Source organism: Pandoraea terrae, assembly GCF_902459695.1.
Taxonomy (GTDB): domain Bacteria; phylum Pseudomonadota; class Gammaproteobacteria; order Burkholderiales; family Burkholderiaceae; genus Pandoraea; species Pandoraea terrae.
This window is the reverse complement of the sequence record NZ_CABPRZ010000003.1, coordinates 218,724-243,316: the sequence shown is the minus strand read 5'-3', so window position 1 is coordinate 243,316 and position 24,593 is coordinate 218,724. Positions and strand designations below refer to the sequence as shown.

12 protein-coding genes are annotated in these 24,593 nt (G+C 65.1%); 3 read left to right on the top strand and 9 right to left on the bottom strand.

Annotation, left to right across the window (positions count from 1 at the left end; genetic code table 11):
• Positions 1–15 precede the first annotated feature (15 nt).
• Genes rfbC through msbA form a run of 5 tightly spaced genes read right to left on the bottom strand, consistent with a single transcriptional unit; the run spans position 16 to position 5,004 of the window.
• Positions 16–576: a dTDP-4-dehydrorhamnose 3,5-epimerase gene (gene rfbC, locus PTE30175_RS04865; RefSeq protein ID WP_150695923.1), complete on the bottom strand. Its 561-nt coding sequence runs from the start codon at positions 574–576 to the stop codon at positions 16–18.
• A gap of 13 nt (positions 577–589) precedes the next feature.
• Complete coding sequence (rfbA, locus tag PTE30175_RS04860) at positions 590–1,483, bottom strand: glucose-1-phosphate thymidylyltransferase RfbA (RefSeq protein ID WP_150695922.1); 894 nt, start codon at positions 1,481–1,483, stop codon at positions 590–592.
• Entirely contained in the window at positions 1,480–2,571 is a 1,092-nt protein-coding gene (rfbB, locus tag PTE30175_RS04855) for a dTDP-glucose 4,6-dehydratase (protein ID WP_150695921.1), read from the bottom strand. Before rfbB ends, rfbA begins: the two co-directional genes overlap by 4 nt.
• A gap of 45 nt (positions 2,572–2,616) precedes the next feature.
• Positions 2,617–3,195, bottom strand: coding sequence for a peroxidase-related enzyme (locus PTE30175_RS04850; protein WP_150695920.1), 579 nt, complete (start codon positions 3,193–3,195; stop codon positions 2,617–2,619).
• Positions 3,196–3,255: 60 nt separating this feature from the next.
• Positions 3,256–5,004, bottom strand: coding sequence for a lipid A export permease/ATP-binding protein MsbA (msbA, locus tag PTE30175_RS04845; protein ID WP_150695919.1), 1,749 nt, complete (start codon positions 5,002–5,004; stop codon positions 3,256–3,258).
• A 238-nt stretch (positions 5,005–5,242) separates the two neighbouring features.
• Between msbA and recQ the strand changes: the two genes are divergently transcribed.
• Entirely contained in the window at positions 5,243–7,054 is a 1,812-nt protein-coding gene (recQ, locus tag PTE30175_RS04840) for a DNA helicase RecQ (RefSeq protein WP_150695918.1), read from the top strand.
• Positions 7,055–7,066: 12 nt separating this feature from the next.
• Entirely contained in the window at positions 7,067–7,852 is a 786-nt protein-coding gene (locus PTE30175_RS04835; RefSeq protein ID WP_150695917.1) for a glycosyltransferase family 2 protein, read from the top strand.
• Between the two features lie 84 nt (positions 7,853–7,936).
• Here PTE30175_RS04835 and PTE30175_RS04830 read toward each other — a convergent pair whose 3' ends face one another.
• Together PTE30175_RS04830 and dnaE are read right to left on the bottom strand one after the other, a co-directional pair.
• Positions 7,937–8,782, bottom strand: a complete 846-nt coding sequence (locus PTE30175_RS04830; RefSeq protein ID WP_150695916.1) for a glycosyltransferase family 2 protein — start codon at positions 8,780–8,782, stop codon at positions 7,937–7,939.
• Between the two features lie 74 nt (positions 8,783–8,856).
• On the bottom strand, positions 8,857–12,342 hold the full coding sequence (gene dnaE, locus PTE30175_RS04825) for a DNA polymerase III subunit alpha (protein ID WP_150696072.1): 3,486 nt from the start codon (positions 12,340–12,342) through the stop codon (positions 8,857–8,859).
• Positions 12,343–12,605: 263 nt separating this feature from the next.
• On the opposite strand from dnaE, the gene PTE30175_RS04820 reads away from it, so the two are divergent.
• Positions 12,606–13,613, top strand: coding sequence for a KpsF/GutQ family sugar-phosphate isomerase (locus PTE30175_RS04820; RefSeq protein WP_150696071.1), 1,008 nt, complete (start codon positions 12,606–12,608; stop codon positions 13,611–13,613).
• Here PTE30175_RS04820 and PTE30175_RS04815 read toward each other — a convergent pair.
• On the bottom strand, positions 13,563–14,099 hold the full coding sequence (locus PTE30175_RS04815) for a hypothetical protein (protein WP_150695915.1): 537 nt from the start codon (positions 14,097–14,099) through the stop codon (positions 13,563–13,565). The genes PTE30175_RS04820 and PTE30175_RS04815 overlap by 51 nt on opposite strands.
• Positions 14,100–14,468: 369 nt before the next feature.
• The gene (locus tag PTE30175_RS04810) at positions 14,469–24,515 is read right to left on the bottom strand and encodes a hemagglutinin repeat-containing protein (protein ID WP_150695914.1); all 10,047 of its coding nucleotides are present in this window, start codon (positions 24,513–24,515) and stop codon (positions 14,469–14,471) included.
• Positions 24,516–24,593 lie beyond the last annotated feature (78 nt).

Here is a 24,593-nt window from a genome sequence, read left to right as displayed (position 1 = left end):
ATCGACGACCGGCGCTCAGTCTTCCGGCGTGAAATCGGCGAATGCCATGCCGAGCTTGTCCTTGTCGGAGACGATCGGCGTAATGGCGCCTTGCGGCCCCTCGAGCGGCCAGGGGATTGCAAGATCGGGATCGTCCCAGCGAATGCAGCGCTCATGTTGCGGCGCCCAGTAGTCGGTCGTCTTGTACAGCACTTCCGCCCGCTCGGACGTGACGACGAAGCCATGGGCGAATCCCGCGGGAATCCACAATTGCTTGCGGTTCTCCGCGCTCAACACTTCCGCGACCCACTGACCGAAGGTCGGCGACGCAGGGCGGATATCGACGGCCACGTCATGGATTTCACCGTCGAGCACGCGCACCAGCTTGCCCTGCGGTTGCCGGACCTGATAGTGAAGCCCGCGCAGCACGCCACGCACCGAGCGCGACTGATTGTCCTGCACGAACACTGCCTCACGGCCCAACGCCTCGTTGAAACGGCGCTGATTGAAACTTTCGAAGAAATGGCCGCGCGCGTCACCGAACACTTGCGGTTCAATGATCAACACGTCGGCGATACGGGTAGGCGTGACTTTCATTGCAATCGGGAATTTAGAAATCGTAGACCTTCTCACGGAGCAACGCGAGCAGGTATTGGCCGTAGCCGGTCTTGGCAAGCGGCTGGGCCAGCCTTTCGATCGTTTGCGCGTCGATCCAACCGCGACGGAACGCAATTTCCTCCGGACACGCAACCTTCAGGCCCTGGCGGCTTTCGATCGTGTGAATGAACTGGCTCGCCTCGAGCATCGACTCGTGCGTACCGGTATCGAGCCATGCGTAACCCCGCCCCATGATCTGGACATTGAGTTGCCCGCGGCGCAAGTACTCGTTGTTCACGTCCGTGATCTCAAGCTCGCCGCGCGCCGACGGCGTAATGCTGCGCGCGATGTCGATCACTTCGTTGTCGCAGAAATACAAGCCCGTCACGGCGTAGCGCGACTTCGGCTCCTTCGGCTTCTCGACCAGTTCGATCGCACGCCCGTTGTCATCGAACGTGACGACCCCGTAGCGCTCGGGATCATGCACGCGATAGGCGAACACCGATGCGCCCGACGTCTGCCGGTTCGCCGCAGCCAGCAGCGCGGCAAAATCATGCCCGTAGAAGAGATTGTCCCCCAGCACCAGCGCGCAAGGGTCACGGCCAATGAAGTCCGCGCCAATAAGGAAGGCCTGTGCGAGACCATCCGGCGAAGGCTGAACGGCGTACTGGAGATTGAGCCCCCATTGCGCGCCATCGCCGAGCAACTGCTCGAAGCGCGGCGTGTCCTGCGGCGTCGAGATGATCAGGATGTCGCGAATACCCGCCAACATAAGCGTCGTCAGCGGGTAATAGATCATCGGCTTGTCGTACACCGGCAGCAATTGCTTGGAGACGGCCAGTGTCGCCGGATACAGCCGCGTGCCGGACCCGCCGGCGAGAATGATGCCCTTGCGCGAGACCGTCATGCGCCCTCCTTGGCGGGGTGTGCCGCGTCACGATTCCGGTAATGCGTTTCGATCCAGTGCTGGTACTCGCCCGAACGAATCTGGCGCACCCACTCGCCATTCGCGAGATACCACTCGATCGTCTTGCGCAGCCCAGTCTCGAACGTCTCGGCCGGGCGCCAGCCCAGTTCGCGCTCGATCTTGCGTGCATCGATCGCGTACCGCCGGTCGTGTCCCGGACGATCCTTCACAAAGGTGATCTGCGTCGCATACGACGCACCATCGCTGCGCGGTGAAATCTCATCGAGCACCTGGCACAGTGTTTTGACGACGGTCAGGTTGGTCTGCTCGTTCCAACCGCCCACGTTGTACACCTCGCCCGGCCGGCCCTTGGCCAGCACGGCGCGGATCGCGGTGCAGTGGTCGCCGACATAGAGCCAGTCGCGCACATTGCTGCCGTCGCCGTAGATCGGCAGCGGCTGGCCGTCGAGCGCATTGGCGATGACCAGCGGAATCAGCTTCTCGGGGAACTGGTACGGACCGTAATTGTTCGAGCAGTTGGTCGTCAGCACCGGCAAGCCATAGGTGTGATGGTAGGCGCGAACGAGATGGTCCGAGCCGGCCTTCGACGCCGAGTACGGGCTGTTCGGCGCGTAAGGCGTAACTTCCGAGAACGCCGCGTCATCTGGGCCGAGCGAACCGTAGACTTCGTCCGTCGACACGTGCAGGAAGCGGAACATCTCGCGCGCCTCCCCCGCCAGACCCGACCAGTAGGCGCGGACCGCCTCGAGCATCGTAAAGGTGCCCACCACGTTCGTTTGCACGAACGCCCCGGGACCGTGAATCGAACGGTCGACGTGGCTTTCTGCCGCGAAATGCAGCACGGCGCGAGGACGGTGTTCCGCATATAGCGCGTCCAGCGCCGCCCGATCGCAGATATCGACCTGCGCGAACGCGTGGCGCGCGTCGCCCTCAAGACTTGCCAGGTTCGCCAGATTGCCTGCGTAGGTCAACTTGTCGAGTGTCAGCACGGGCTCGTCGTTCTGCTTGAGCCAGTCGAGCACGAAATTCGCGCCGATGAAACCGGCGCCACCTGTCACGAAGATCATAGGTTCCTGTTCTAAGAATCGAATGCGTTGTCGGAGTGGGCCCGATTATTCGCGCGGCACGCGGCCCATCAGGAAGAACTCGTCGTTGGGGCGCATCGAAATCGCATTGGCGATGCGGTTCGACATGCCGAAGAATGCGGTAATGCCGGCGATGTCCCAGATATCCTCGTCGTCAAGACCGTGGGCGCGCAGGGCCTCGTAATCGTCGTCGCCCACCTCGCCCGAGCGCTCGCAGACCTTCATCGCAAACGCGAGAATGGCGCGCTGGCGCGGGCTCAGATCCGCCTTGAGGTAGTTGACCGCGATCTGGTCGGCCAGCAACGGCTGCTTCTCGTAAATGCGCACGAGCGCGCCGTGTGCGACCACGCAGTACAGGCACTGGTTCGCGGCACTGGTCGCCACCACGATCATCTCGCGCTCGCCCTTCGACAGATTGCCGCCTCGCAGCATGAGCGCGTCATGATAGGCGAAGAAGGCGCGGAATTCATCGGGCCGGTGCGCCAGCGTCAGGAAGACGTTCGGAATGAAACCGGCCTTCTCCTGGACTTCGTCGATGCGCGCACGAATGTCGGCGGGCAATGACTTCAGGTCAGGGACCGGGAAACGGCTGATCGGATAGGTCATCGAAGGCTCCTGGTTGGACGCCGGGCGGCACGCCGGAAAGCCGTTGCCGCCAGGACGCAGTCACGCCTCGTTCTGGGCGTACTGGATGCGGTGCAGATGCGCGTAAAGCCCATTATGCGCCAGCAATTCGTGGTGCGAGCCCTGCTCCACGATACTGCCCCGTTCCAACACGACGATGCGGTCGGCGCGTTCGATCGTCGACAGACGATGCGCGATGACGAGGGTGGTGCGGCCTTCCATCAGCACTTCGAGGGCCGCCTGGACATGGCGCTCGGACTCGGAGTCGAGCGCCGAGGTTGCCTCGTCGAGAATCAGGATCGGCGCATCCTTGTAAATCGCGCGCGCGATGGCCAGGCGCTGGCGCTGGCCGCCTGACAGCCGCATGCCGTTGTCACCGATCAAGGTTTCCAGGCCTTGCGGCATCACGGCCACCGCATCGCGCAGGTTGGCCGCCTTCAGCGCAGCCTCCACGCGAGGCAGGTCAATCGTCTGGCCGTAGGCGACATTGGCCGCCACGGTATCGTTAAACAACACGACGTCCTGGCTCACGAACGCGATCTGCCGCCGCAAATCGGGCAAGCGCAATTCAGCCAGCGGAATGTCGTCGAGGCGAATCTGCCCGCCGGTCGCGTCGAAGAAACGCGGGACCAGATTGACCAGCGTGGTCTTGCCGCTGCCCGACGGGCCCACCAGCGCCACCATTTCGCCGGGCCTGACATCGAGCGAAATGTCGCCGAGCGTGGGCACGGCGGAGGCACCATAGTGGAAACCCACGTGATCGAACGTGACCTTGCCGCGGGCGCGCTCGAGGGTACGCGTGCCGCCGGTTGGCTCGACCTCGGCGTCCATCAGCTGGAAAATCAGTTCGGCGGCCGTCATGCCCCGCTGCAGCGGCTGATTGACGTCGATCAAATGCTTGAGCGGTGACACAACCAATAGCATGGCGGTCACGAATGCAGTAAAGCCCCCGACCGTCAGTTCGCCCGTCGTGGACTGAATCATGGCAACCGTGATCACGACGGCGAGCGCGAGCGACGCGAGCATTTGCGTGATCGGCTGCGCCAGGCCGCCGGACACCGTGACGCGCATGGCATATCCGCGCAGGCGCGCCGTCATGCTGTCGAAACGACGCCTTTCGTATTCCTCGCCGTTGTGGATCTTGACCACCTTGTAGCCGGCGACCGCCTCTTCGACCACGTAGGAGAGCTCGTTCGTCAGCGTCTGCTGCTCGCGGTTCAGGCGCCTCAGGCGACGATTGATCTTGCTGACGAGAAAGCCGATGGTCGGCAGGATGACCGCCATGACCAGCGTCAAGCGCCAATTCAGGTAGAACAGGTAGCCGAGCAGGCCAACGACCGTCAGCGAGTCGCGCACGAGCGTGATCAGCACCGTGGTCAGCACGCCGAGCACCTGATTGACCTCGAAAACGATCTGATTGATCAACGTGCTGGTGGTTTCGCGTTGATAGAACGACGCCGGTGCATGCAACATGCGCTCGAACATGCGCACGCGCAAGTCGAGCAGCACGCGGTTCGACACCCACGAAAGCAGGTAGTTGGCCAGGTATTGCGACAGCCCGCGAACGACCGCGAGCGCCACCACGGACACCGGCACGAACCACAAGGTCCACGGGTCGCGGCCCGAGAAACCCTTGTCCATGATGGGCTTGAGCACGGCCGGAATGGCGGCTTCGCTGGCAGCGACCATGGCCATCGCGAGAATCGCGAATACGCCCATGACCCAATAGGGCTTCAGGTAACCGAGCAGACGTCGCAATACCGGGCCGGTGGCCTGTGCAGGAGGATTCATGTATTCGGGGGACAGCCGGGAAAACCGGTATTCTAAACTACCGGCCGTGCGCGCCGTGTGCCACTGCGCGCCCCGAGGGGACATTCCGCCTGAATGGGCATATTTCCCCAACATTTGGCGTCGTTTTGTCCGAGGTTCGGATGCGGTTATTCCGAATCCGGGCAATTTCAGCGCATTTCGCGGTGTGTGGCGGCGCAGCTCGCCCCTGCCCGCCCGGCAAGCCGGTATACTCCCGGCCATGGCAAGCGCACTTGAAGTCCTTCATTCCGTATTCGGCTACAACGCATTTCGCGGTGATCAGGCCGCCATCGTCGACCATGTGGCCGGCGGCGGCGATGCGCTCGTGCTCATGCCGACCGGCGGCGGCAAGTCGCTGTGCTATCAGATTCCGGCGCTGTTGCGCCCGGGCGTGGGCATTGTCGTCTCGCCGTTGATCGCGCTGATGCAGGATCAGGTCGACGCCTTGCTGCAGGCGGGCGTGCGCGCAGCGTATCTCAATTCGAGCCTGGGCTTCGACGAAGCCATCGACACCGAACGGCGCGCGGCGCGCGGAGAACTGGATCTGCTTTACGTCGCGCCGGAACGGCTGCTGACGGAGCGCTTCCTCAATCTGCTCGATCGGCTCGACGAACGCGGACAACTGGCGTTGTTCGCCATCGACGAAGCGCATTGCGTGTCGCAATGGGGTCACGATTTCCGCCCCGAGTACATTCAGCTGTCGGCCCTGCACGAACGCTATCCGAGCGTGCCGCGCATTGCCCTGACCGCCACGGCCGATGCCGCCACGCGCGATGAAATCCAGACGCGCCTCGGCTTGCAGGACGCGCACCTGTTCGTTGCGAGCTTCGATCGGCCCAATATTCGTTACGAAATCGTCGATCGAGACAATCCGCGCAAGCAATTGCTTGCGTTTCTATCCCGGCATCGCGGCGAGGCGGGCATTGTCTATTGCCTGTCGCGCAAGAAAGTCGAGGAAACTGCAGCCTGGCTCGAAACCCAAGGAATCCCCGCGTTGCCGTATCACGCGGGGCTCGACGCCGAGGTGAGGCGCGCACATCAGCAACGCTTCCTTCGCGAGGAAGGGCTGGTGATGTCCGCGACCGTGGCGTTCGGCATGGGCATCGACAAGCCGGACGTGCGTTTCGTCGCCCATCTGGATTTGCCGAAGAGTCTTGAGGCTTACTACCAGGAAACGGGCCGCGCCGGCCGCGACGGCGAACCTGCCGAAGTGTGGATGACCTATGGCCTGAATGACGTCGTGGTGCATCGCAGCCGAATCGACGAATCCAATGCGCCCGACATGCAAAAGCGCATCGAACGCCAGAAGCTCGACGCGCTGCTCGGCTACTGCGAGGCGTCACGTTGCCGGCGCACCGTCCTGCTGTCGTATTTCGGCGAGACGAGCGAGCCCTGCGGCAATTGCGACGTCTGCCTGAATCCACCGGAAGTCTGGGACGGCACGATCGCCGCCCAGAAGGCCTTATCGGCGATTTTGCGCACGAACCAGCGTTTCGGCGCCGGCCATCTGATCGATTTGCTGCGCGGGCGCAGCACCGACAAGATGAAGCAATTCGGCCATGAAGCGCTGCCGACATTCGGCGTCGGGGCCGAACTGGACGACAACGGCTGGCGCGCGGTGTTCCGTCAGCTGATCGCCCACGGCATCATCGAGCCCGACAGCAGCCAATACGGGGCGCTGACATTGAATGCAGCCGCCAAGCCTGTGCTCAAGGGCGAGACGCAGTTGTCGTTCCGGCGCCAGCGGGTGGCCGCGGCCAAACGCGGCAGGTTCGCGGGGTATGCGGCATCCGGTCCGGTGATCGAACTCGACATCGCCGACCAGCAGGTCTTCGAAAAACTGCGCGGCTGGCGGCAGGACATGGCCAAGACGCAGCAAGTGCCGGCGTATGTCATCCTGCACGACCGGACGCTACGGGAACTGGCGCAGCGCCGCCCGCGCCATCGTGAGGCGTTGGGCGACATCACCGGGCTCGGCGAAGCAAAAATCGAGCGTTACGGCGAGGATCTGCTTGCGCTGCTTGCCGAATAAACCAACAAGAAAATGGAAAATCAATACACGCTGAGCGTCATCGTCGTGGCCATGAACGAAGCCCACGACATTTCCGCATGCATCGAGTCCGTACGCGGCTGGGCCAGTGAAGTGATCGTGTTCGACTCCGGCAGCACGGACGGCACACAAGACATCTGCCGTGCACTCGGGGCACGCGTCTTCGAAACGGATTGGCCGGGTGACGGCCCGCAGAAGAATCGCGCACTGGCGCAGGCCACCAGCGATTGGGTGCTGTGCCTGGACGCCGACGAACGGGTCAGCGATGCGCTTCGTGAAGAAATCCTGACGCTGCTGCGCGGCGGCTCGACGCATGTCGCGTTTTCGACGCCGCGGCGCTCGAGTTTCTGCGGCCGCTTCATGAATCACTCAGGCTGGTGGCCCGACCGCATCGTCCGACTGTTCTGTCGGGGCAAGGGCCGATTCACCGACGTGCGCACGCATACCCATCTCGAGCTGGAAGGCACCACCGGGAGTCTCAACGGCCCGCTGATTCACATCAGCATCCCGACCCTTCACGAAGCACTCGACAAGAACAATGTGTATTCGACCGAAGGCGCAAAGACGATGTTCGAGCAGGGCAAACGGTCATCGCTCGGCAAGGCCATCGGCAAGGGCTTCTGGGCCTTTCTGCGAACCTACGTATTCCGGCTTGGCTTCCTCGACGGACAGGAAGGTTTCATGCTCGCGGTCTCGAATGCGGAGTATACGTACTACCGCTATCTCAAACTGTCGCTGATATGGCGCGAGCAGCGTCGCGCGGCGGGTAACATCGGGTAATCGCCGGGCAACGTCCGCAGACACTGCACGCGTTGCCGTGCGGCGATCACCGGCGGCAAGATATCGCGCCGATTGAGTGCCTGTTCACGCCAATGCGCGCTTGATCCGGCTGCGGAACAGGTCCCACCGCAGTGCGAGGCTGGCGGCCGGCTCCTGCAACACGCGCGGACCGCCGGCCACGGGCTTGCCTCGCTGCAGATAGTAGCGATCAAACGTACGCTGGGTCATTCCCCACTTGCGCAGGAACTGGCCTCGGCCGTCATTCTTCACGATCCTGCCGGTACTCTTGCACTGGAAGTGGTAGACAAAGCTGTCGCCGATGCCGAGGAAGACCCGGCATCCTGCCGCCCACATTTTCATCGAGAAGTCGTTGTCGCTGCTCATGCCCGGACTCAGCTCGGTGCTGTAGCCGCCAACCTTGAACCACCAGTCGCGGTGGACCAGCGTGGGCGGCCACGTGGAGCCATACCAATCCGGTTTGCGCAGCGTCTTGCATGTCTCGAGCAAGGCCGCCTCGTCGAAGTTGTCGACATCGCGTCCGAAATCATGCACGACGACACACTGGTTGCCGCTTTCCACCGGTTCGATCATCGTGCCGGACAACATGAATGCGGTATCGGTCATTTGCGCCGCACGATCGAGCAAGGCGCGATCCCATCCCGGGCAGCAATACATGTCGTCGTTGAGATAGACGATGTAGGTTTCACGCGCCAGCGCCGCGGCCTGATTGACGGCGTAGCAGATACCAACGTTGCCGGGCGATGCCGTGTGGTCGATGCCTTCAGCCCGCACCCAATCCAGCGTACCGTCGGAGCCGTCGTTGACGTGCACGATGATCTGGTGCGGCGCGCATGAATTTTGGCGAATGCTGCGCACGCAAAGCTGGAGCAACGCAAGGTTGTTCCACGTCGGAATGATGATCGAAAACATCCGCTGTCCTGTTCTGGATGACGCGTAGCGTCGAAGTTACCGGGGCATGGCCCGCGGTCAGGGCCTGCCCGAGCTTAATACACGAGTTGCACCGAGCCGGGCGTCAGCCACTCGCGCAATTCGCCCAGCAACTCGTCACCGGGCTGTACTTTCCAGTCGTCGCCCAGCCTCGATTCGCACTCCGCGTCCGTGCGGCGGTAAACGATATGCACGGGCAAGCCGCTCGGCTTGTCGCCGTTGCCGCTGCCCCCCATGCGGTACATCGAGCAGTGCGGCTGCAACGTGGCGCGCAGGCGCGGCCAGTCGGCATTGCCGTTGAACGAGAGCTTCAGCGCCCGCGCGAAGTGCGCACGCGCCCGGCCGAGATCCATGACGCTCTCCGTCGTGAATCGCAGGCCGCCCGTGAAAGCGTCTGGCCGTGCATTGCCCTTGACGACCAGCAGCTCGTCCTCCTTGAACAGGTGCTTGTTGGCTTCGAATTGCTCGTTGAAGACAGTCACCTCGACCTGCCCCGTGCCATCGTCGAGCAAGGCAATGACCATCTTGCCGCGCTGCGTCATCATCGTACGCAGGCTGGCAATCACACCGGCGACCAGCTTGTCCCGCCCGTCGCTCAAGTCACGCAGTTTGGTGCGCACGAAACGCCGCACTTCCTCGGCGTACGAGTCGAACATGTGGCCCGACAAGTAGAAACCGAGTGCAGCCTTCTCTTCCTGCAGCTTCTTCTTGTCCGTCCACGCGGGTTCGTCGACCAATTCCAGCGGCGCCTGCAAATCTTCGTCGCCGAGATCGAACAGGCTGACCTGATTCGCAGACGCGCTCGCCTGCTCGGCGGCTTCCATGGCCATCGGCACGGACGCCATCAGCTGCGCGCGGTTGCCGTTGAGCGCGTCGAACGCCCCAGCGCGGATCAGCGCTTCAATCGTGCGCCGGTTCACCACGCGGCGGTCGATGCGCTGGCAGAAATCGAACAAGTCCGTGAACGGCTTGTCCTCACGCACCCGCAGGATTTCCTCAATGGCCGATTGGCCGCTGCCCTTGATCGCACCCAGTCCGTAGCGCACGGTCTTGCTGTCCGCCGGCTCGAACCGGTAAGCGGACACATTGACGTCGGGCGGCAGCACGGCCAGGCCGTTGGTCAGGCAATCCTCGTACAGGATCTTGACCTTGTCCGTGTCGTCCATGGCCAAGCTCAAGTTGGCCGCCATGAATTCGGCCGGATGATGTGCCTTGAGCCATGCCGTGTAGTACGCCAGCAGCGCATACGCTGCCGCGTGTGACTTGTTGAAGCCGTAGCCCGCGAACTTCTCCATCAAGTCGAAGATTTCGTCGGCCTTCTCGGCAGTCAGGCCATTTTTGTCGGCGCCCTCGCGGAACAACGCGCGATGCTCCGCCATTTCCTCGGCCTTCTTCTTGCCCATCGCGCGGCGCAGCAAGTCAGCGCCGCCCAGCGAGTAGCCGCCGATGATCTGCGCCATCTGCATCACCTGCTCCTGGTAGACCATGATGCCGTAGGTCTCCTGAAGCACGGATTCGACGCGCGGATCGGGATATTCGACCTTCTCGCGGCCATGCTTACGGGCACAGAAGCTCGGAATCAGGTCCATTGGGCCCGGGCGATACAACGCGACCAGCGCAATGATGTCCTCGAAGCGGTCAGGCTGGGCGTCCTTCAACATGCCCTGCATGCCGCGGCTTTCCAGCTGGAACACGGCGACCGTATTGGCCTTCTTGAGGATGCTGAATGCGGCGGGGTCGGTCAGCGATACCTGATCGAGCGACCACTCGGCCATGGTCGGGTGCAGACGCTTGATGTAGCGCTCCGCCCAATTCAGGATGGTCAGCGTGGTCAGGCCCAAGAAGTCGAACTTGACGAGCCCGACCGCTTCGACGTCGTCCTTGTCGTATTGGCTGACAACACCGCTGGCGTCTTCCCCGGAGCCCTGCGTGTAGAGCGGGCAGAAGTCGGTGAGCTTGCCCGGCGCGATCAACACCCCGCCGGCGTGCATGCCGACGTTACGCGTCAGGCCCTCCACGCGCTGGGCGAGCTCCAGCAATTGCTTCACTTCGTCTTCGGTCTGGAAGCGCTCCATCAGCTGGGGCTCTTCCTTCATCGCGTCGTCGATCGTGACGTGCTTGCCCGGCTTGAACGGAATCAGCTTCGCCACGCCATCGACAAAGTTGTAGCCGAGGTCGAGCACGCGGCCCACGTCGCGCACGGCCGCCTTGGCAGCCATCGAACCGAACGTGGCGATCTGCGACACGGCGTCCGCGCCGTATTTGTCCTTCACGTACTGGATGACGCGGTCGCGGCCGTCCTGGCAGAAGTCGATATCGAAGTCGGGCATCGACACCCGCTCCGGATTCAGGAAGCGTTCGAACAGCAGGTTGTAACGCAGCGGATCGAGATCGGTAATGCCGAGTGCATACGCCACCAGCGAGCCGGCGCCCGAGCCCCGGCCCGGTCCGACCGGCACGCCGTTGTTCTTGGCCCAGTTGATGAAGTCCGCAACGATCAGGAAGTAGCCCGGGAAGCCCATCTTGATGATGGTGCCCGTTTCGAAATCGAGCCGCGCATAGTATTCCGGCCGCTTCGCATCGCGCACGGCCTCGTCCGGAAACAATTGCGTCATGCGCACTTCGAGGCCGTCTTTGGCCATCTTGACGAGGTAATCGTCGAGCGACATGCCGTCGGGCGTCGGGAACAGCGGCAGCTTCGGCTTGCCGAGTTCCAGTGTGAGATTGCAACGCTTGGCGATTTCAACCGCGTTGGCGATGGCCGACGGCACATCGGCAAACGCCTCAGCCATCTCCGCCTGCGTGCGGAAATGCTGGTCGTTGGAGAAGCGGCGCACACGGCGCGCATTGCCGAGGATTTCCCCTTCCGAGATACACACGCGCGCCTCATGCGCGGTGAAATCGTCGGTCGTCATGAACTGGATCGGATGGGTAGCCACGACCGGCAGTTTCAGCGATGCGGCCAGCTTGACCGCTTGCTGCACATACGCCTCCATGCCGGGCTGCCCGGTACGCTGCAGTTCCACATAGAACGCCCCCGGGAATACCGCCGACCAGCGTTCGGCGCACTGTGCGGCAGCCTCCGGGTTGCCGGCCGCCAGCGCCATGCCGACATCGCCCATTTGCGCCCCCGAAAGGGCCAACAAGCCGCCGGCGAGGCCGTCGGCCTTCAGCCATTCGGGATCGATTTCCGCCCGGCCGCGCCACTGGTTGGTGAGCCACGCGCGCGACAGCAACTGGCACAGGTTCAGGTAACCGGCGCGGTCGCGCACTAGCAGCAGCAGCCGCGACGGTTTGTCGCGGTCGGCGTGATTGGTGATCCAGGCGTCACAGCCGACGATCGGCTTGACGCCGCGGCCTCGCGCCTCTTTGTAGAAACGGATGGCCCCGAACAGATTCGCCAGGTCGGTCAGCGCGATCGCGCCCTGACCATCGGTCGCGGCAGCCTTGACGACGTCGTCAAGCCGCACGATGCCGTCGGCAATCGAGTATTCGGAATGGATTCGGAGATGGACAAAGCGGGGTTCTGACATGGGCGCTATTGTAACGCGTGAGGCACGGACCGGCGCATTCGTGCCGCTCAGCCCCGACTCTTGCAGGCTTCGCCTTGCAGCCGCCATGATGTGCCGCACCACCCGCTATGATCCGGACCGGTACATATCGGATATCTCCCACTCTCCAGTAGAAGTTATGGCTGTATGCTGTTCCCGTCAGTATTGGTCCTGCACGAAGGACGTGAGCCCCCCACGGCCCGCGACAGTTTCGTTTCTTCGGCGAATCCGGACTGCTATTCATGAAAGAAATCATGCCCAATGCCGCGAGTGAATGTGGGGGCGGCACATTCAAGATTGACGACGCCATAGAAAGCGGGCGGCGTACCCTGCAACTGGAGGCCGATAGTCTTCTCGAGGCCAGATCGAACCTCGGCCACACATTCGGCCAGATCGTCCAAACCATTCTGGGATCTTCCGGCCGAGTCATCGCCACCGGCGTCGGCAAGAGCGGGCATGTATGCAGGAAGATCGCTGCGACGTTGGCATCCACAGGCACGCCGGCCTTCTCTGTCCATCCCACGGAAGCGAGTCACGGTGATCTTGGCATGATCACTGGCGACGATATCGTATTGGCAGTCTCCAATTCCGGCGAAACCGACGAACTCGTGCAAATACTGCCGGCGATCAAAAGCATCGGCGTGACGCTGATCGCGATTACGAGCAGCACTGAATCCACGCTGGCTCAACTCGCGGACATCACGCTCGAAAGCAAGGTGGTCCGTGAGGCATGTCCCCTCAACCTCGCCCCTACCGCAAGCACAACACTACAGCTCGCCATCGGCGACGCCATCGCGATTGCCATCGCGGACGCACGCGGCTTCGACCAATCTGATTTTGCGCGCTCCCATCCCGGAGGAAGGCTCGGCCGACGTCTCGTCACCCGGGTACGTGACGTAATGCGCATCGGCGACCGGTTGCCGGTGGTTTTCACCGACGCATCAGTCCTTTGTGCGATGGCAAGTATGAGCGGGAAGAATTTGGGCGCCGCAATTGTCGTCGATCAAGGCTATCAGTTGCTGGGAATCGTTGCAGATGGCGACCTTCGCCGGTGTCTGGAGCGAGGCCTCACACCGACATCCGTCCAAGTGGGGGAGGTAATGACCCGAACACCGCGGACGGCGCATCCGGATGTGCTTGCAACGGAGGTCGCTGATCTCATCGAATGCACCGGCATCAGCGTAGTCCCGGTTGTGGACGATCAGTATCGATTACTCGGTGCGGTCAGCACACACGATTTGATGCGCGCAGGTGTCCTTTAACGTCGTCGACACGCCTATTGCAACGGAGGTTTCACATGCACACGAGCCGAACTCCAGCTGGATGCCAGTTCGCTTTCCGGGGTCGGATATGGAATGCAAAATTTTTGGACTGACACCGGGGAAATGCTGCGAGACCCGTCGCTCGCTGCTGCCTTGCAAGGCAGCCCCCGCACAACCCACGATCGCGTGCAGTGCCGCCTTCGAAGCTGGGTCGAGGTGCTCTCCCAGCGCCTTGACCTGCGTCGCACCGAGGCCCTGCAGGTAGTTGACCGTGGCGACCTTCGCCATCTCGGCGGCGGAGCCCATCACGTTGCCGCCCGCAGCGGCCGTGATGGCACTTGCGATTCTCCGATAGTCACCGCCCGGGCCCCACATCGGCGCTTCGATCAACTGCGCATCGAGCTCGGCCCGCTTCGCCGGATCGGCTTCCGCGTCGCGAGCCTTCTCGAGCGCATCGGCCTCCTGCGCCCGGTTGTTCACGAACACGCCCACTTCGCGCTGCAACGCCTCGACGATCCCGAAGCCGGCGCGGATATCCTCCTCATCAAATATCTTGCCTAGTACTTTTGAGAACCGCCCATTGCCCGGCGCTAGGGCGCCAGTCGTTACACTAGCGTTGCCAAAGTTCGCGAAGTTTGCAGGCTACCCATGCTGTAAGGCCGGCCGTCAACCCCGCGACAACCCCGACCTTTGAGGCAAACGTGAAACTTTCCAATGGATAGTAAAAATACCCGCGCCTGACCATGAAAATAACTGCCACGGAGAAACTGATCGCATATGCGGCTGCCAGTAAACTTGCAGAGTAAACAAGGACAAGTAGGAGGAGTAACTTGAACTCGGCCATTATCCGAATCATTATTCCCTCTCGCTTTTGAGTTGGCGTTGCACTTCTGTGCCAACGATTTCAGACGAAATTGCGTTTGCAATTCCGCCGCCTACCTCCACCGTGGCGGCGTTTTTTACCGAGGAAGGGATTGCTCGGGTGACTACATTGCCAGTTTTTCCGCCAACAATTGCACCAGCGCCCGCACCGATTGCTGCGTTGGTCGCATCCTCACCTTTTATGTGACTGACCGTCACTGCGCCCCAGATGCTGATCGCCGTTGATTTGACAAGGCTCTTTCCTTGGGAGGCCGCGGAAGTCGCGATTGCTGTGAGCGTATCGATGTAGCTATATGGCGCATCACCCACCAGTTGGGTAACTGCGTTTACCGCCCCTCCGATTGCCCCGCCAATCACGACCGATCCTGTACCGACAGCCTGCCCTGAACCCGCTGCAGCAGCGCCCCCCATGAGGAGCGCCCAAGACTTAAGAAACTCTGAAGCCGGCTGCGCGGCGTCGGTACCCAAGCCTTCCAGCAACTCGGTCTGTGCTCGCGCAACGTCTTCCGCTGTGGCACCGTTCTGGAACATGAATTCTGCTAATGATGCGGATCCCGCCCCGGCTGTCACAGTGCCCTGTGGCAGCGAAAACTCATTGTTCTCCATTTCGATACGTGACGCGATCGACGCAGCGGAAGCATCTCCGCCAACGCTTTGCGTGACGCCCGCAACAATGCTCTGAACCAAATTCATTCGAGCCTCACGTTCCTCAATCGTCTGGACGGTTCCTTTATCTTTGGCAACGGTCTCAATCAAGTTATTCAGAACAACACTTCCGGCAGCACCAAGCGCCCCCGCCCCGCAAGTCCCGCCCGATGCCGCAGCACCCGCGCACCCCAATATTCCGTGCAACGCGGCCCTCGCAGTTTCACTGTCAAGTGACTTTGCAATTTCCTTTACCTTCTTTGCACCCAAGCCCAGTATGTAGTGCACTACCGCCGACTGCAACATTTCGCCCGCCCCTCCGGTCACGTTGCCTGCCGCAGCCGCTGAAATTGCGGTCAGTATTTGACGGTAGTCCCCGCCCGGGCCCCACTTTTGCGCCTCGGCTAGTTGCTTGTCCAGCTGCGCCCGTTTTGCCGGATCGGCTTCCGCGTCGCGCGCCTTCTCCAGCGCGTCGGCCTCCTGCGCGCGGTTGTTCACGAACACGCCCACCTCGCGCTGCAGCGCCTCCACAATCTCGAACCCCGCGCGGATCTCCTCCTCATCAAATATCTTGCCCAGCGCGTTGCTGCCGTCGCGCTCCGAGGACACCTCACGGTTCGTCCCGGCGACGGTCTCGTGCACGGTCTTGCCGGTGATCGCCTGCTGCTTCGCGCCGTCGGTGATCTCGATCTCGCCGGCGCTGATGCCGCTGCGGGTCGTGCTGGTGGCGCTGCCGCCCGCCGCCACGATCATCGGCGGGGTCACCGACACGCCGCCTGACGCGCCCCCTGACGTGCCAACTGAGGTCGGCGCCTCGTGTCCCGGCACCGCATTTGCGCCGGTCGTCGCGTGCCCCGCCTGATCCGTGCCGAGCTTGGCGTCGCTGCCGCCCGAACTGAAGCCGCCGCCGATGCTCACGCCCAACGCGTCATACTCGGCCCGGTTCTCGAGGTCGCGCTGCGTCAGGGTGCCGGTTTTCAGGCGATTTGCGCCCGCCTCGGCCGCTCTGTCCGTCGAGGCGATCACCGCACCCACCAGATCGGTGTTGCCGGCGACCTGCACGTCGAAGCCGCCGTCGCCCGCCAGGATGCCCGACTGCTGCTGCACGCTCGCGTAGTCGCTATTAATCTGTTGGTGGCTCGCGTTGATGCTGCCGGACACGGTGCCACCTATCCCGACCGTGATGCTGCCGGCCAGCGACTGGTCGCGGCTGCGGTAGTTATCCCGGTCCTGCAGGCTCTCGAGCTTCAGGTCGCCGCCGACCTTCGCCGCAACCGACTCGCCGCGCACCTGCGCGCCGCGCAGCGTGGTGTCGCCGCCGGATTCCAGCGTCAGGTGCTTGCCCGCGCTCACCTGCGTGGGGGTCCAGGTCTGCGCGTCGCCCTCGGCCTTGCCGCGCGAGACGCTCGCGTTGGCCGTGACGCCCGCCGAGGTTTTCGAGCCGATATTCACGCCCACGCCGATGCCGGCGCTGGCGCCACTGCTCCTGCGGCGCGTGCTCGAGGTGTTCTCGGCCGCCACCAGCTCGATCGCGCCGTCAGCCGCCAGCGTCACGTCGCCGCCCGCCTCGAGGTCGCCCCCGCGCACCGTCAGCGTCGATTGGTCGCCGGATGGGACACCATCGTGGTCACCATCACGGTCACCACCCGCCGTGGCCCGGACCCTGATGTCGCCGCCGGCCGCCACCGACGAACCGCGCACACTCGTGCTCGTCTGCGTCTCGCGACTGGTTTGCTGCGAGCCGCCCACCGTGACCGAGACGTTGATGCCGCCGAGCGCCTCCGGATCCTTCGCCACCGCGTCGTAGGCGTTCTTGCCGGCCAGGCCCGCCGTCGCGCCGGCCAGCGCCTGCAGACGCCCGTCGCTGGTCTTGCCTGCGGCCTTGGCCATCTGGCCGGCCGTCTGTGCGGCAGCCAACACCGGGCTCGATACCGTGACCGTCACGCCCGACTGGCGCACTTCAAACTCGTGCTCGCTGTGCGCCGTGTCGGTCGACTCCACGATCGCCACGCGTTGGCCGGCGATGTCGACGTCGCCCGCGCGCGCCACCACCTGGCTGCCCGCCTGGCGGTACTGCTCGCCCGCGACGAGCGTCACGTCGCCCGCCACCGAGCCAAGCACGCTGGCGGTGTGCGAGGTCTCGCTGCGCCGCGTGGTCTCTTTCTCGGCGCGCCGGCCAATCGTCACACTCCCGCCGCCGTTGCCGAACACCCCGGAGGTCGTCTCGCGCCGGTACTCCGATGAGGCGTGCCGGTTCTGCGCGCCCGCGATCTCGAGGTTGCGCCCCGCTTTGACCGTGACGTCGCCCTCGCCCACCACGTTCGAACCGGTCACGCGCACGTCGCGCGCGGCGCCCACGTCGACGGCATTGCCCGAGACCGTGCTGCCCTGCGCGAGCACGTCATGCGCGTCGCGCCGCGTCTCCTTGGTGCTGCGCGAGAGCACGCCCGAGCGCGTGTCGTGGCTCCACTTCGCCGTGTCGTGACGCTCCTCGACGCCCTCGATGCGCACATCGCCCGAGGCGATCATGCGCACCGTGCCCGGCCGCGCGGGGTTGCCGGCGGGGTTACCCGCGTCGTTGTCGGCAGCGTGGCCCGTCGCGTGGTTGCGCGCGGCCGTGGCCGCCGTCGCGGCACCAGCACCGTCGCCGCGCTGCGCATCGGCGGCGCCTGCCTGCCGGCCCGCATTGACGTACGAGCCCTGTACCTTGATGTCGCCGTGCCGGGACGCGGCCCTGTCGCTACTGTCGGCGTCAACGTAGGCCGTCACGCCCAGGGTGTCGAGCACCTGCGCGACGGCCTGCGCCTGGCCCGCGCCGAAGCGGATGTCGCCACCGGCCTGCACCTCGCTGCCGCGCACGGTCTCGTGATACGCATCGGTGGTGTGTTTGTGCGTGCCGCCGAACGATTTGCCTTCGAAGCGGTGCGTGTCCTTGACTGCGCCCACCGTGACGTCGCCTGCCGCCGCGACGGTCGTGTCGCCACCGGACGAGATCGTCGAGCCCAGCACTGCGGCATCGCGGCCCGCGACCACCGTCACGCTGCCCAGCGCGTCGATCGATGTGCCCAGATGCTCGCGGCGCTCGGTCCAGCCCGCGGCACCACCTACGTCCTTGCCACGGCTGCCGAACTCGCGCTCCAGCACCGTGGTGCCGATCGCCACATCGCGGCCGGCCACCAGCCGCGCGTCACCGCCGGCGCTCACCGCCGCGCCCTCGAGCTTCGCATCGCGCTGCGCCACCAGCTGCAACGCTTCATCCGCGTGGATCGCCCCCTGTCCGTCGATGAGCGTGTTTGACACCGTATTGGTCTGCCCTGCGCGCCCGGATGCCTGCGCGATGCGGCGCGTCTTTGAGCCGACCACCACATCCCGCCCCGCGCGGATGTCGACACCTCGGCCCGCGATCTCGCCGCCGAGGTTCACCACGTCCCGCTCGGCCCGTACCACCACGTTGCCCCTGGTGCCTTGCGCGCCCTCCGAACTCTCGGGGCCCACCGAGCCCTGCGAACCTTGTGAGCCCACGGATGCGATCGCGCCCGAATTCACCACGTCGCGCGCGGTGACGCGCACCTCCGCATCACTCACGATCCGGCCGCTGTTGCTCAGCGTGTCCTGCGCCTCGATCAGCACCTCGTTGCCAGCCACCACGGCGCCGCTCGCCTCGAGCCGCACCCGACTGCCCGCCCTGGCACCACGAGCGAGGTAGAGCTTGGGCACCAGCACCTCCTGCGTGCTGCCATCAGCCAGCGTCACGGTCTGCCGGACCAGCCAGACGATGTCGCTGGTGAGCGCCTGCATCTGCGCTGCGGTCAGTGCCACGCCCACGCGCAACTGGAACTCGCGCGCATACCTTGCGCCCGAGGCCATCAGCGCCTTGAACTCTTCATCCGCTTGCGTGTGTTCTGCGAGGAAGGTGCGGCCCGTCGCCTTCAGCACTTGCTCGTGCAGCAGGCGGGCCTCGTAGAAGCCGTCGCCGATGCGCTTGTCCACCAAAGCAGGGTCCAGCCCCAGCAACGCCAGCAGGTAATCGCTCGACACGAAGTTGCCGTAGTCGGTGAACCGCGGATCGGTCACCACCAGGTACGGATGCGCGGGCGCGACCACGATTGCGAACAGCCCGATGCTCGGCAGCTGCAGGTCCGGCAGCGCCGGCACGGCGACCGCATCCACCGCACCCGCCTCGCCCGCTGCGTCGGTGCCGATCACGCGCGCGGCGCCGCCCGCGATGCGCGTGTCCCCCTGTCCTGCGCCTTGCACGCGCGTGCCGGCCACCGTCGCCCCGTCCGGGTTGACGCTCGCGACGTCGACGTCGCGCCCGGCAATGGTGACGCGCCGGTTCGACGACACGATCGCCGGCAAGGCATCGACGACTTCCCGGCGCTGCGCCACCGAGAAGTCATAGGCGCGCACCTCGCGCGCGCTGTTGCCGCGCTTCTCGTGCCAGTAGACCCAGCTGGTCTGGGTCTGGTTGACGATGCGCTCGAGTTCGAGGCCCTTGACCGTGATCGCCCCGTCCCCGCTCGCCCCGGTAGCGCGCACATCGAGGTTACCGCCGGCCGCGATGGTCGAGGCGTCATTGAGCGCGGTGCCGCCGTCGACATTGATGCGCATCGCCCCTTGCGACACGAGGCTCGCCGTCGGCGCCGCGCCGATCAGGCGGTCGATCGTGGCGCTCTCGCGGAACTCGCGCCGCACCTCGTTGTAGTCGCGCCCATCGCGCATGCCCGGCCGGTAGCGCAGGATGCGCACGCCCTCGTCCGCCTCGCCCGTAACAAAGCCGCCGGCCTCGTCGGCCACGCCCGGGCGCATGTGTTCTTCGGGGTTGTAGTCCGGATAGAACTCGATGACGTAGTTGCCCTGGCCGTCCTCCGCCAGTCGCTCAAAATGCTGGATCGCGTTGTGCGTAATCGTGCGCTTGCGATATTCGGCGGCGCCGGCGGCTTGCCAGGCGGCGCTGGCTTGATACACCTCTTCGATCGGATGCGCGAGGCGGAAGGTCTTGCCGTTGGCGTCAAGCGCACGCACCCCCGACTTCGGGATCACCACCCGCACGGGCGCGGCGACTGCCTGCAGCTTCTCCTCCGAGAGCGCCGCCTTGGCCTCGTGCCACCGCCATTGGGTGAACGACTGATTTTTGGGGTTCGGCTTGGCGATCTTCACGCGCCGGGGCGGCTCACCGCTCTCGCCCTGGACTTCAATCTCCTGCAGGGTGAACGCCGGCTCGCCGTTGACCGCCAGGCTGTGGCTGCGGTGCGTGGTGGGCAGGTTCGTGTCGAGGTCCTGCGCGTCGCCGGGCCGGAGGTCGACGTGGTAGCCCGCCACCCAGACGCGGCGGTTGAACGTCTTCTCGCCTTCCGGCACCGCCTTCTGAACGTGGATGAAGCTGCGTTCGTTCACCAGCTTGCGGGTGGCGATATCGAGATCGCCGCCGGCCTCGATCGAGGCCGAGCGGTTGGTGAGGCTCGCCGTCTGGCGCGCCAGGTACCCCTGCGCGTCGCGCTCGGCCTCGCCGCTCCCATCGCCCCGACCGCCAATGCGCAGCGCCCCGAGGCTGTACAGCACCGCGCCGTCGTCGTTGAGCACGTCGCCATCGGCCCACAGATCCAGCGCCGAGGTGGCCGCCATCACCGCCCGGCTGCCCTGGTTGACGATGTCGGTGGCGGCAACAGTGATGCGATCACCAAGCACCGTGGCCGCGTTATGCACGCGCCGGGCACTCAAGCTGACGTCCTGGCCGTCGATGCGTCCGTCGTTGCGGATCTCGTCGGTGGCGGCAAGCGTGGTCGTGCCGCCGCGCAGCTGGCCACCGATTGCGTTGTGAATCGAGGCCGCGTTGAGCGACAGGCGCTTGACCGCCGACAAACTGCCGGCGTTGACAAAGGCGCCACCGGCCGTGAAGCTCAGGTCGCCGTCGGCGCGGTAGTCGCGCCCGGCCGCGTGAGTGTAGTCGCCGGTGACCGAGAGAAGCAGGTCCCCGCCCGCTTGCAGCGCGCCGTCACCGGCGAGCGCTGCGGCCCGCAGCGCCAGGCTGCCGTTGAACGCGAGCTTGCCGGCGTGCGTGAGCGCCGCCGCGTGAATCCATGCATCACCCAGGCCGTGGATCTGGCCGCGGTTGTGCAGGACCAGTTGCGATGTGCCGGCGAAGGGCGCGTCATGCGCGGCGTCACCCGAGTCTGCGGCGTCACCCGAGTCTGCTGCAGCGCCTTGGGCCAACTGCATCTTGAGCGTGCCAAGGCGCAGATGGTGGCCCGCGAACAGCGTGCCGCCGTTGACGAGGCGCCGGGCGATCGCCAGCACCAGATCGCCACCGGACTGGAGGCGCGCCGAGGCGTCGTTTTCAAGCACGTTGGCAGCGATCTGCACCGCGCCATTGCCGCCGATGAAGCCCGCAGCGTCGTTCTTCGCGGTGTCCTTCGAGGCAGCGTCGCCGCCATCTGTACTGGAAGCCGGCGCCCCGCGCCTCGCTGCCGCGCTTGTCTCGGCATTGGTCACGGCATTCGTCACGGAGTCCGCAACGATGCGCGTGAGCCCCGTGCCGGTATTGACGATGCGGCCATCGGTGTTGTCCACCGACTGGGCCGTCAGCGCAATCGACCCGTGCGCGCCGGCAGCCTCGATACTGCCGGCGCGGTTATCGAGCGCACCGCCTGCCGTGATCGCAACGTCGCCCTGTGCCGACACCTTGCCGCCGCGATTGCCGAGCACCTCACCCGCCACAAGATGTACGTCGGCACCTGCCGTCAACTCGCCTTCGTCGTTGGCGAGCGTGTCTTCGGACGCGACAGTCAATGTGCCGCCTGCCGTCACCCGCCCCTGCGTATTGTCGAAGTCATGCGCCGCGATATCGACTGCGGCGTTGCCGCCGATCACCCCGCCCAGCGTGTTGGTCACGCCGCGCGACTCGATGCGCAGCACCCCGGTGCCGCTGTTCAGTACCCGGCCGGACGCATTGACCAGGCGCTGCGCCTCGATCGATGACGATGCCCGCGCCTCGATCAAGCCGCCGGTGTTATCGAGCAAGCCTGCGACGCGAAACAGCAGGCTCTGCGCCGCGATCGCGCCCGCCGCACCGTTGAGCACGTGGCCCTCGATCGTCAGCCCCATCGCACCGAGCGCGCTCAGCCGGCCTGCGGTGTTATCCAGCGACAGGGCTTGCAGCGCGATTTGACCGTTGCTCCCGAGGTCCCCTGCGGTGTTATGGAACGTGCCGGTTTGCAAACGAAACACGCCTTCGCCCGCGTGCGCCAGCACACCACCCCGGTTGTCGAGCGAACCCGCGGACAAGGACAGTGCGATCGCGTTGAAATGCGCCTTGCCCGCGCGGTTGTCGAACAGGCCGCGAATCGTCACGGCCGCGTCGCGCTTGGCCGTCTGCACGATCGCGCCACGCGCGTTCGCCAGCGACTCGAGCGCGAGCACCATCTCACCTGCCTCGATGCGCCCGTCGCGGTTGTCGGTGGCGCCCGCCTCGAGTTGCAACGCCCCACCGGCGCGCAAGGTGCCGCCGCGATTGTCGAGCGCCGCCGCCCGCAGCCCGAGCGCGCCGTTGCCCGCCAGCAGCCCGCCGGTGTTCGTCACCACGCCGCTCGTGAGGTCGAACCGCCCGGCGCCGGCATGCGTCATCGTGCCGCGCGTGTTGTCGAGGCTGCCTGCGGCCAGCGTGAACGTCGCGGCATTGCTCTCAAGCTTGCCGCCGGTGTTATCCAGCGCGCCGGTGATATCCACGCGCGCATCGCCGCCGCCGTGCTGGGCAAGGCGCCCGCCCCGGTTCGACAGCGACGCCCCGGCCACCTCAAGATGTGCGGCCTCGGTTTCGGCGCCGTCGTGATCGATGTGACCGGTCATGCGCCCATCGACGCTTCCATTGATGCGGCCCTCAATGCGTCCGCTTGCGTCGAGCCGCACGCGCTGCCCTGCGCGCGTCCTGGCGCCCGCCATGCTCAACGGCCCATGCATCGCCGCATAGTGCAGGTTGCGCCCTGCGTCGGTCCGGCTGCCCGCGACATCCAGCGAGGCGCCTTGCAGCGCGACATCGCCCGCCGCCCAGTGCCGGCCGGTGGCGACGAGCGCCCCGTCGGCCGTGAGCCGCAGACTGCCGGCCTCTGCCGATGTGTTCAGTTGAGCCGGTTGGACCGGTTGGCCGTGCACATCGACGCCCGCCGCAAACCAGCCGCGCGAGGCGATGCGCTGCGCCGACAGCGAGACATGCCGGCCTGCGGCCCACGCGCCGCTGTGCGTGAGCACGCCGCCAATGCGCGCGGTCACGTCGCCCGCGGCGTACAGCGTCCCTGCATTATCGACATCACCGCCGCTCGCGATCACGAGGTCGCGCTTTGAGGAGATCGTGCCGGTGTTGCTGATGCCGCCGGCCACATTGACCGACAATGCTTCCGTCGCGTGCACCTGGCCCGTGACCGTCAGGAGGCCGGAGGCCGACAGGTGAAACTCCTGCGCCGCGACGTGTCCGCCCACGTTGACGCCCACGCCGCGCTCGCTGCCGATCAGGCGGATCTTGCCCGCGTACATGCCGCCCAGGTGCGAGATGTCGAGCCCGAATTCCGGCTTGCCGTCGGCGCCGGCCAGGCTCGAGCGCACCAGGAACGTCCGCGCATCCACCTCGTTCAGGCCCGTGACCAGATCGAGCTTGCCCGCGTGGATCAAGGCGTTCAACTGAATCGCGCGCGCCAGCAGCGCGGCCCCCTCCAGATTGCTCGCATTGAGCCCCGCCCCGTCGATGCGCAGCGTGCCGCCCTTGACGCGAAACGCCTCGAGCGAGCCGGTGCCGCCGAACACCGGCTCGCCGGTGGTGAGCACCCCGCGCGAAGTATTGATGAAGCCGCAACCGTTGCAGGTCAGGCCATTCGGGTTGGCGACGATCACCTCGGCGCGCGGGCCGGCCACTTCAAGATAGCCGTTCAGTGTCGACGGCAACTGGCCCGTGACCTCGCTGACGATCACCGCGGCGCTGCCGCCGCCCAGATTCGGATTGCCCGGCACCATGCCGCCGAGCTGTGTCTGCACGCTGGTCGGCGCGTTGTTCAGGATCGCGCCGGGCGTGCCGACATCGAACCGTTCGTAGGCGTTGTGCGACACGCCGCCGGGCGTGGGCGCGGTGATGTCCACCAGCGGCACGCCGTTGGGCGCCGCGTGCACGCCCGGCGTCGAGCCCCCCGCGCCCGCGTCCGGCACGATCTGCGCACCGGCGATGCGAGGAATGGCCAGCATCGTTGCCGTCGCCAGCGCAGTGGCGCTTCGCGCCGCACGTCGGCCGCTACGACTCAGTCCCGGCGACTGGCCGGAAGTAACGGATTCCGCCACCGCCAGCCACTGGCTGCGGACACGATTGAAAACCAAACGATAACAACGAGCGTTCATGCCGATCTCGGTTCATGGCGCAGCTGCTACCTGTCAGAGCAAACCGCGCAGGGAAACGGACGGCCGCCGGGGGGCACG

What these genes read in the sequence shown, in the direction of transcription:
- msbA (WP_150695919.1), bottom strand. Translation starts at nt 5,004, where the DNA reads ATGAATCCTCCTGCACAGGCCACCGGCCCGGTATTGCGACGTCTGCTC.
- PTE30175_RS04820 (WP_150696071.1), top strand. Translation starts at nt 12,606, where the DNA reads ATGCCCAATGCCGCGAGTGAATGTGGGGGCGGCACATTCAAGATTGAC.
- PTE30175_RS04850 (WP_150695920.1), bottom strand. Translation starts at nt 3,195, where the DNA reads ATGACCTATCCGATCAGCCGTTTCCCGGTCCCTGACCTGAAGTCATTG.
- PTE30175_RS04810 (WP_150695914.1), bottom strand. Translation starts at nt 24,515, where the DNA reads ATGAACGCTCGTTGTTATCGTTTGGTTTTCAATCGTGTCCGCAGCCAG.
- recQ (WP_150695918.1), top strand. Translation starts at nt 5,243, where the DNA reads ATGGCAAGCGCACTTGAAGTCCTTCATTCCGTATTCGGCTACAACGCA.
- PTE30175_RS04835 (WP_150695917.1), top strand. Translation starts at nt 7,067, where the DNA reads ATGGAAAATCAATACACGCTGAGCGTCATCGTCGTGGCCATGAACGAA.
- PTE30175_RS04830 (WP_150695916.1), bottom strand. Translation starts at nt 8,782, where the DNA reads ATGTTTTCGATCATCATTCCGACGTGGAACAACCTTGCGTTGCTCCAG.
- rfbB (WP_150695921.1), bottom strand. Translation starts at nt 2,571, where the DNA reads ATGATCTTCGTGACAGGTGGCGCCGGTTTCATCGGCGCGAATTTCGTG.
- rfbC (WP_150695923.1), bottom strand. Translation starts at nt 576, where the DNA reads ATGAAAGTCACGCCTACCCGTATCGCCGACGTGTTGATCATTGAACCG.
- rfbA (WP_150695922.1), bottom strand. Translation starts at nt 1,483, where the DNA reads ATGACGGTCTCGCGCAAGGGCATCATTCTCGCCGGCGGGTCCGGCACG.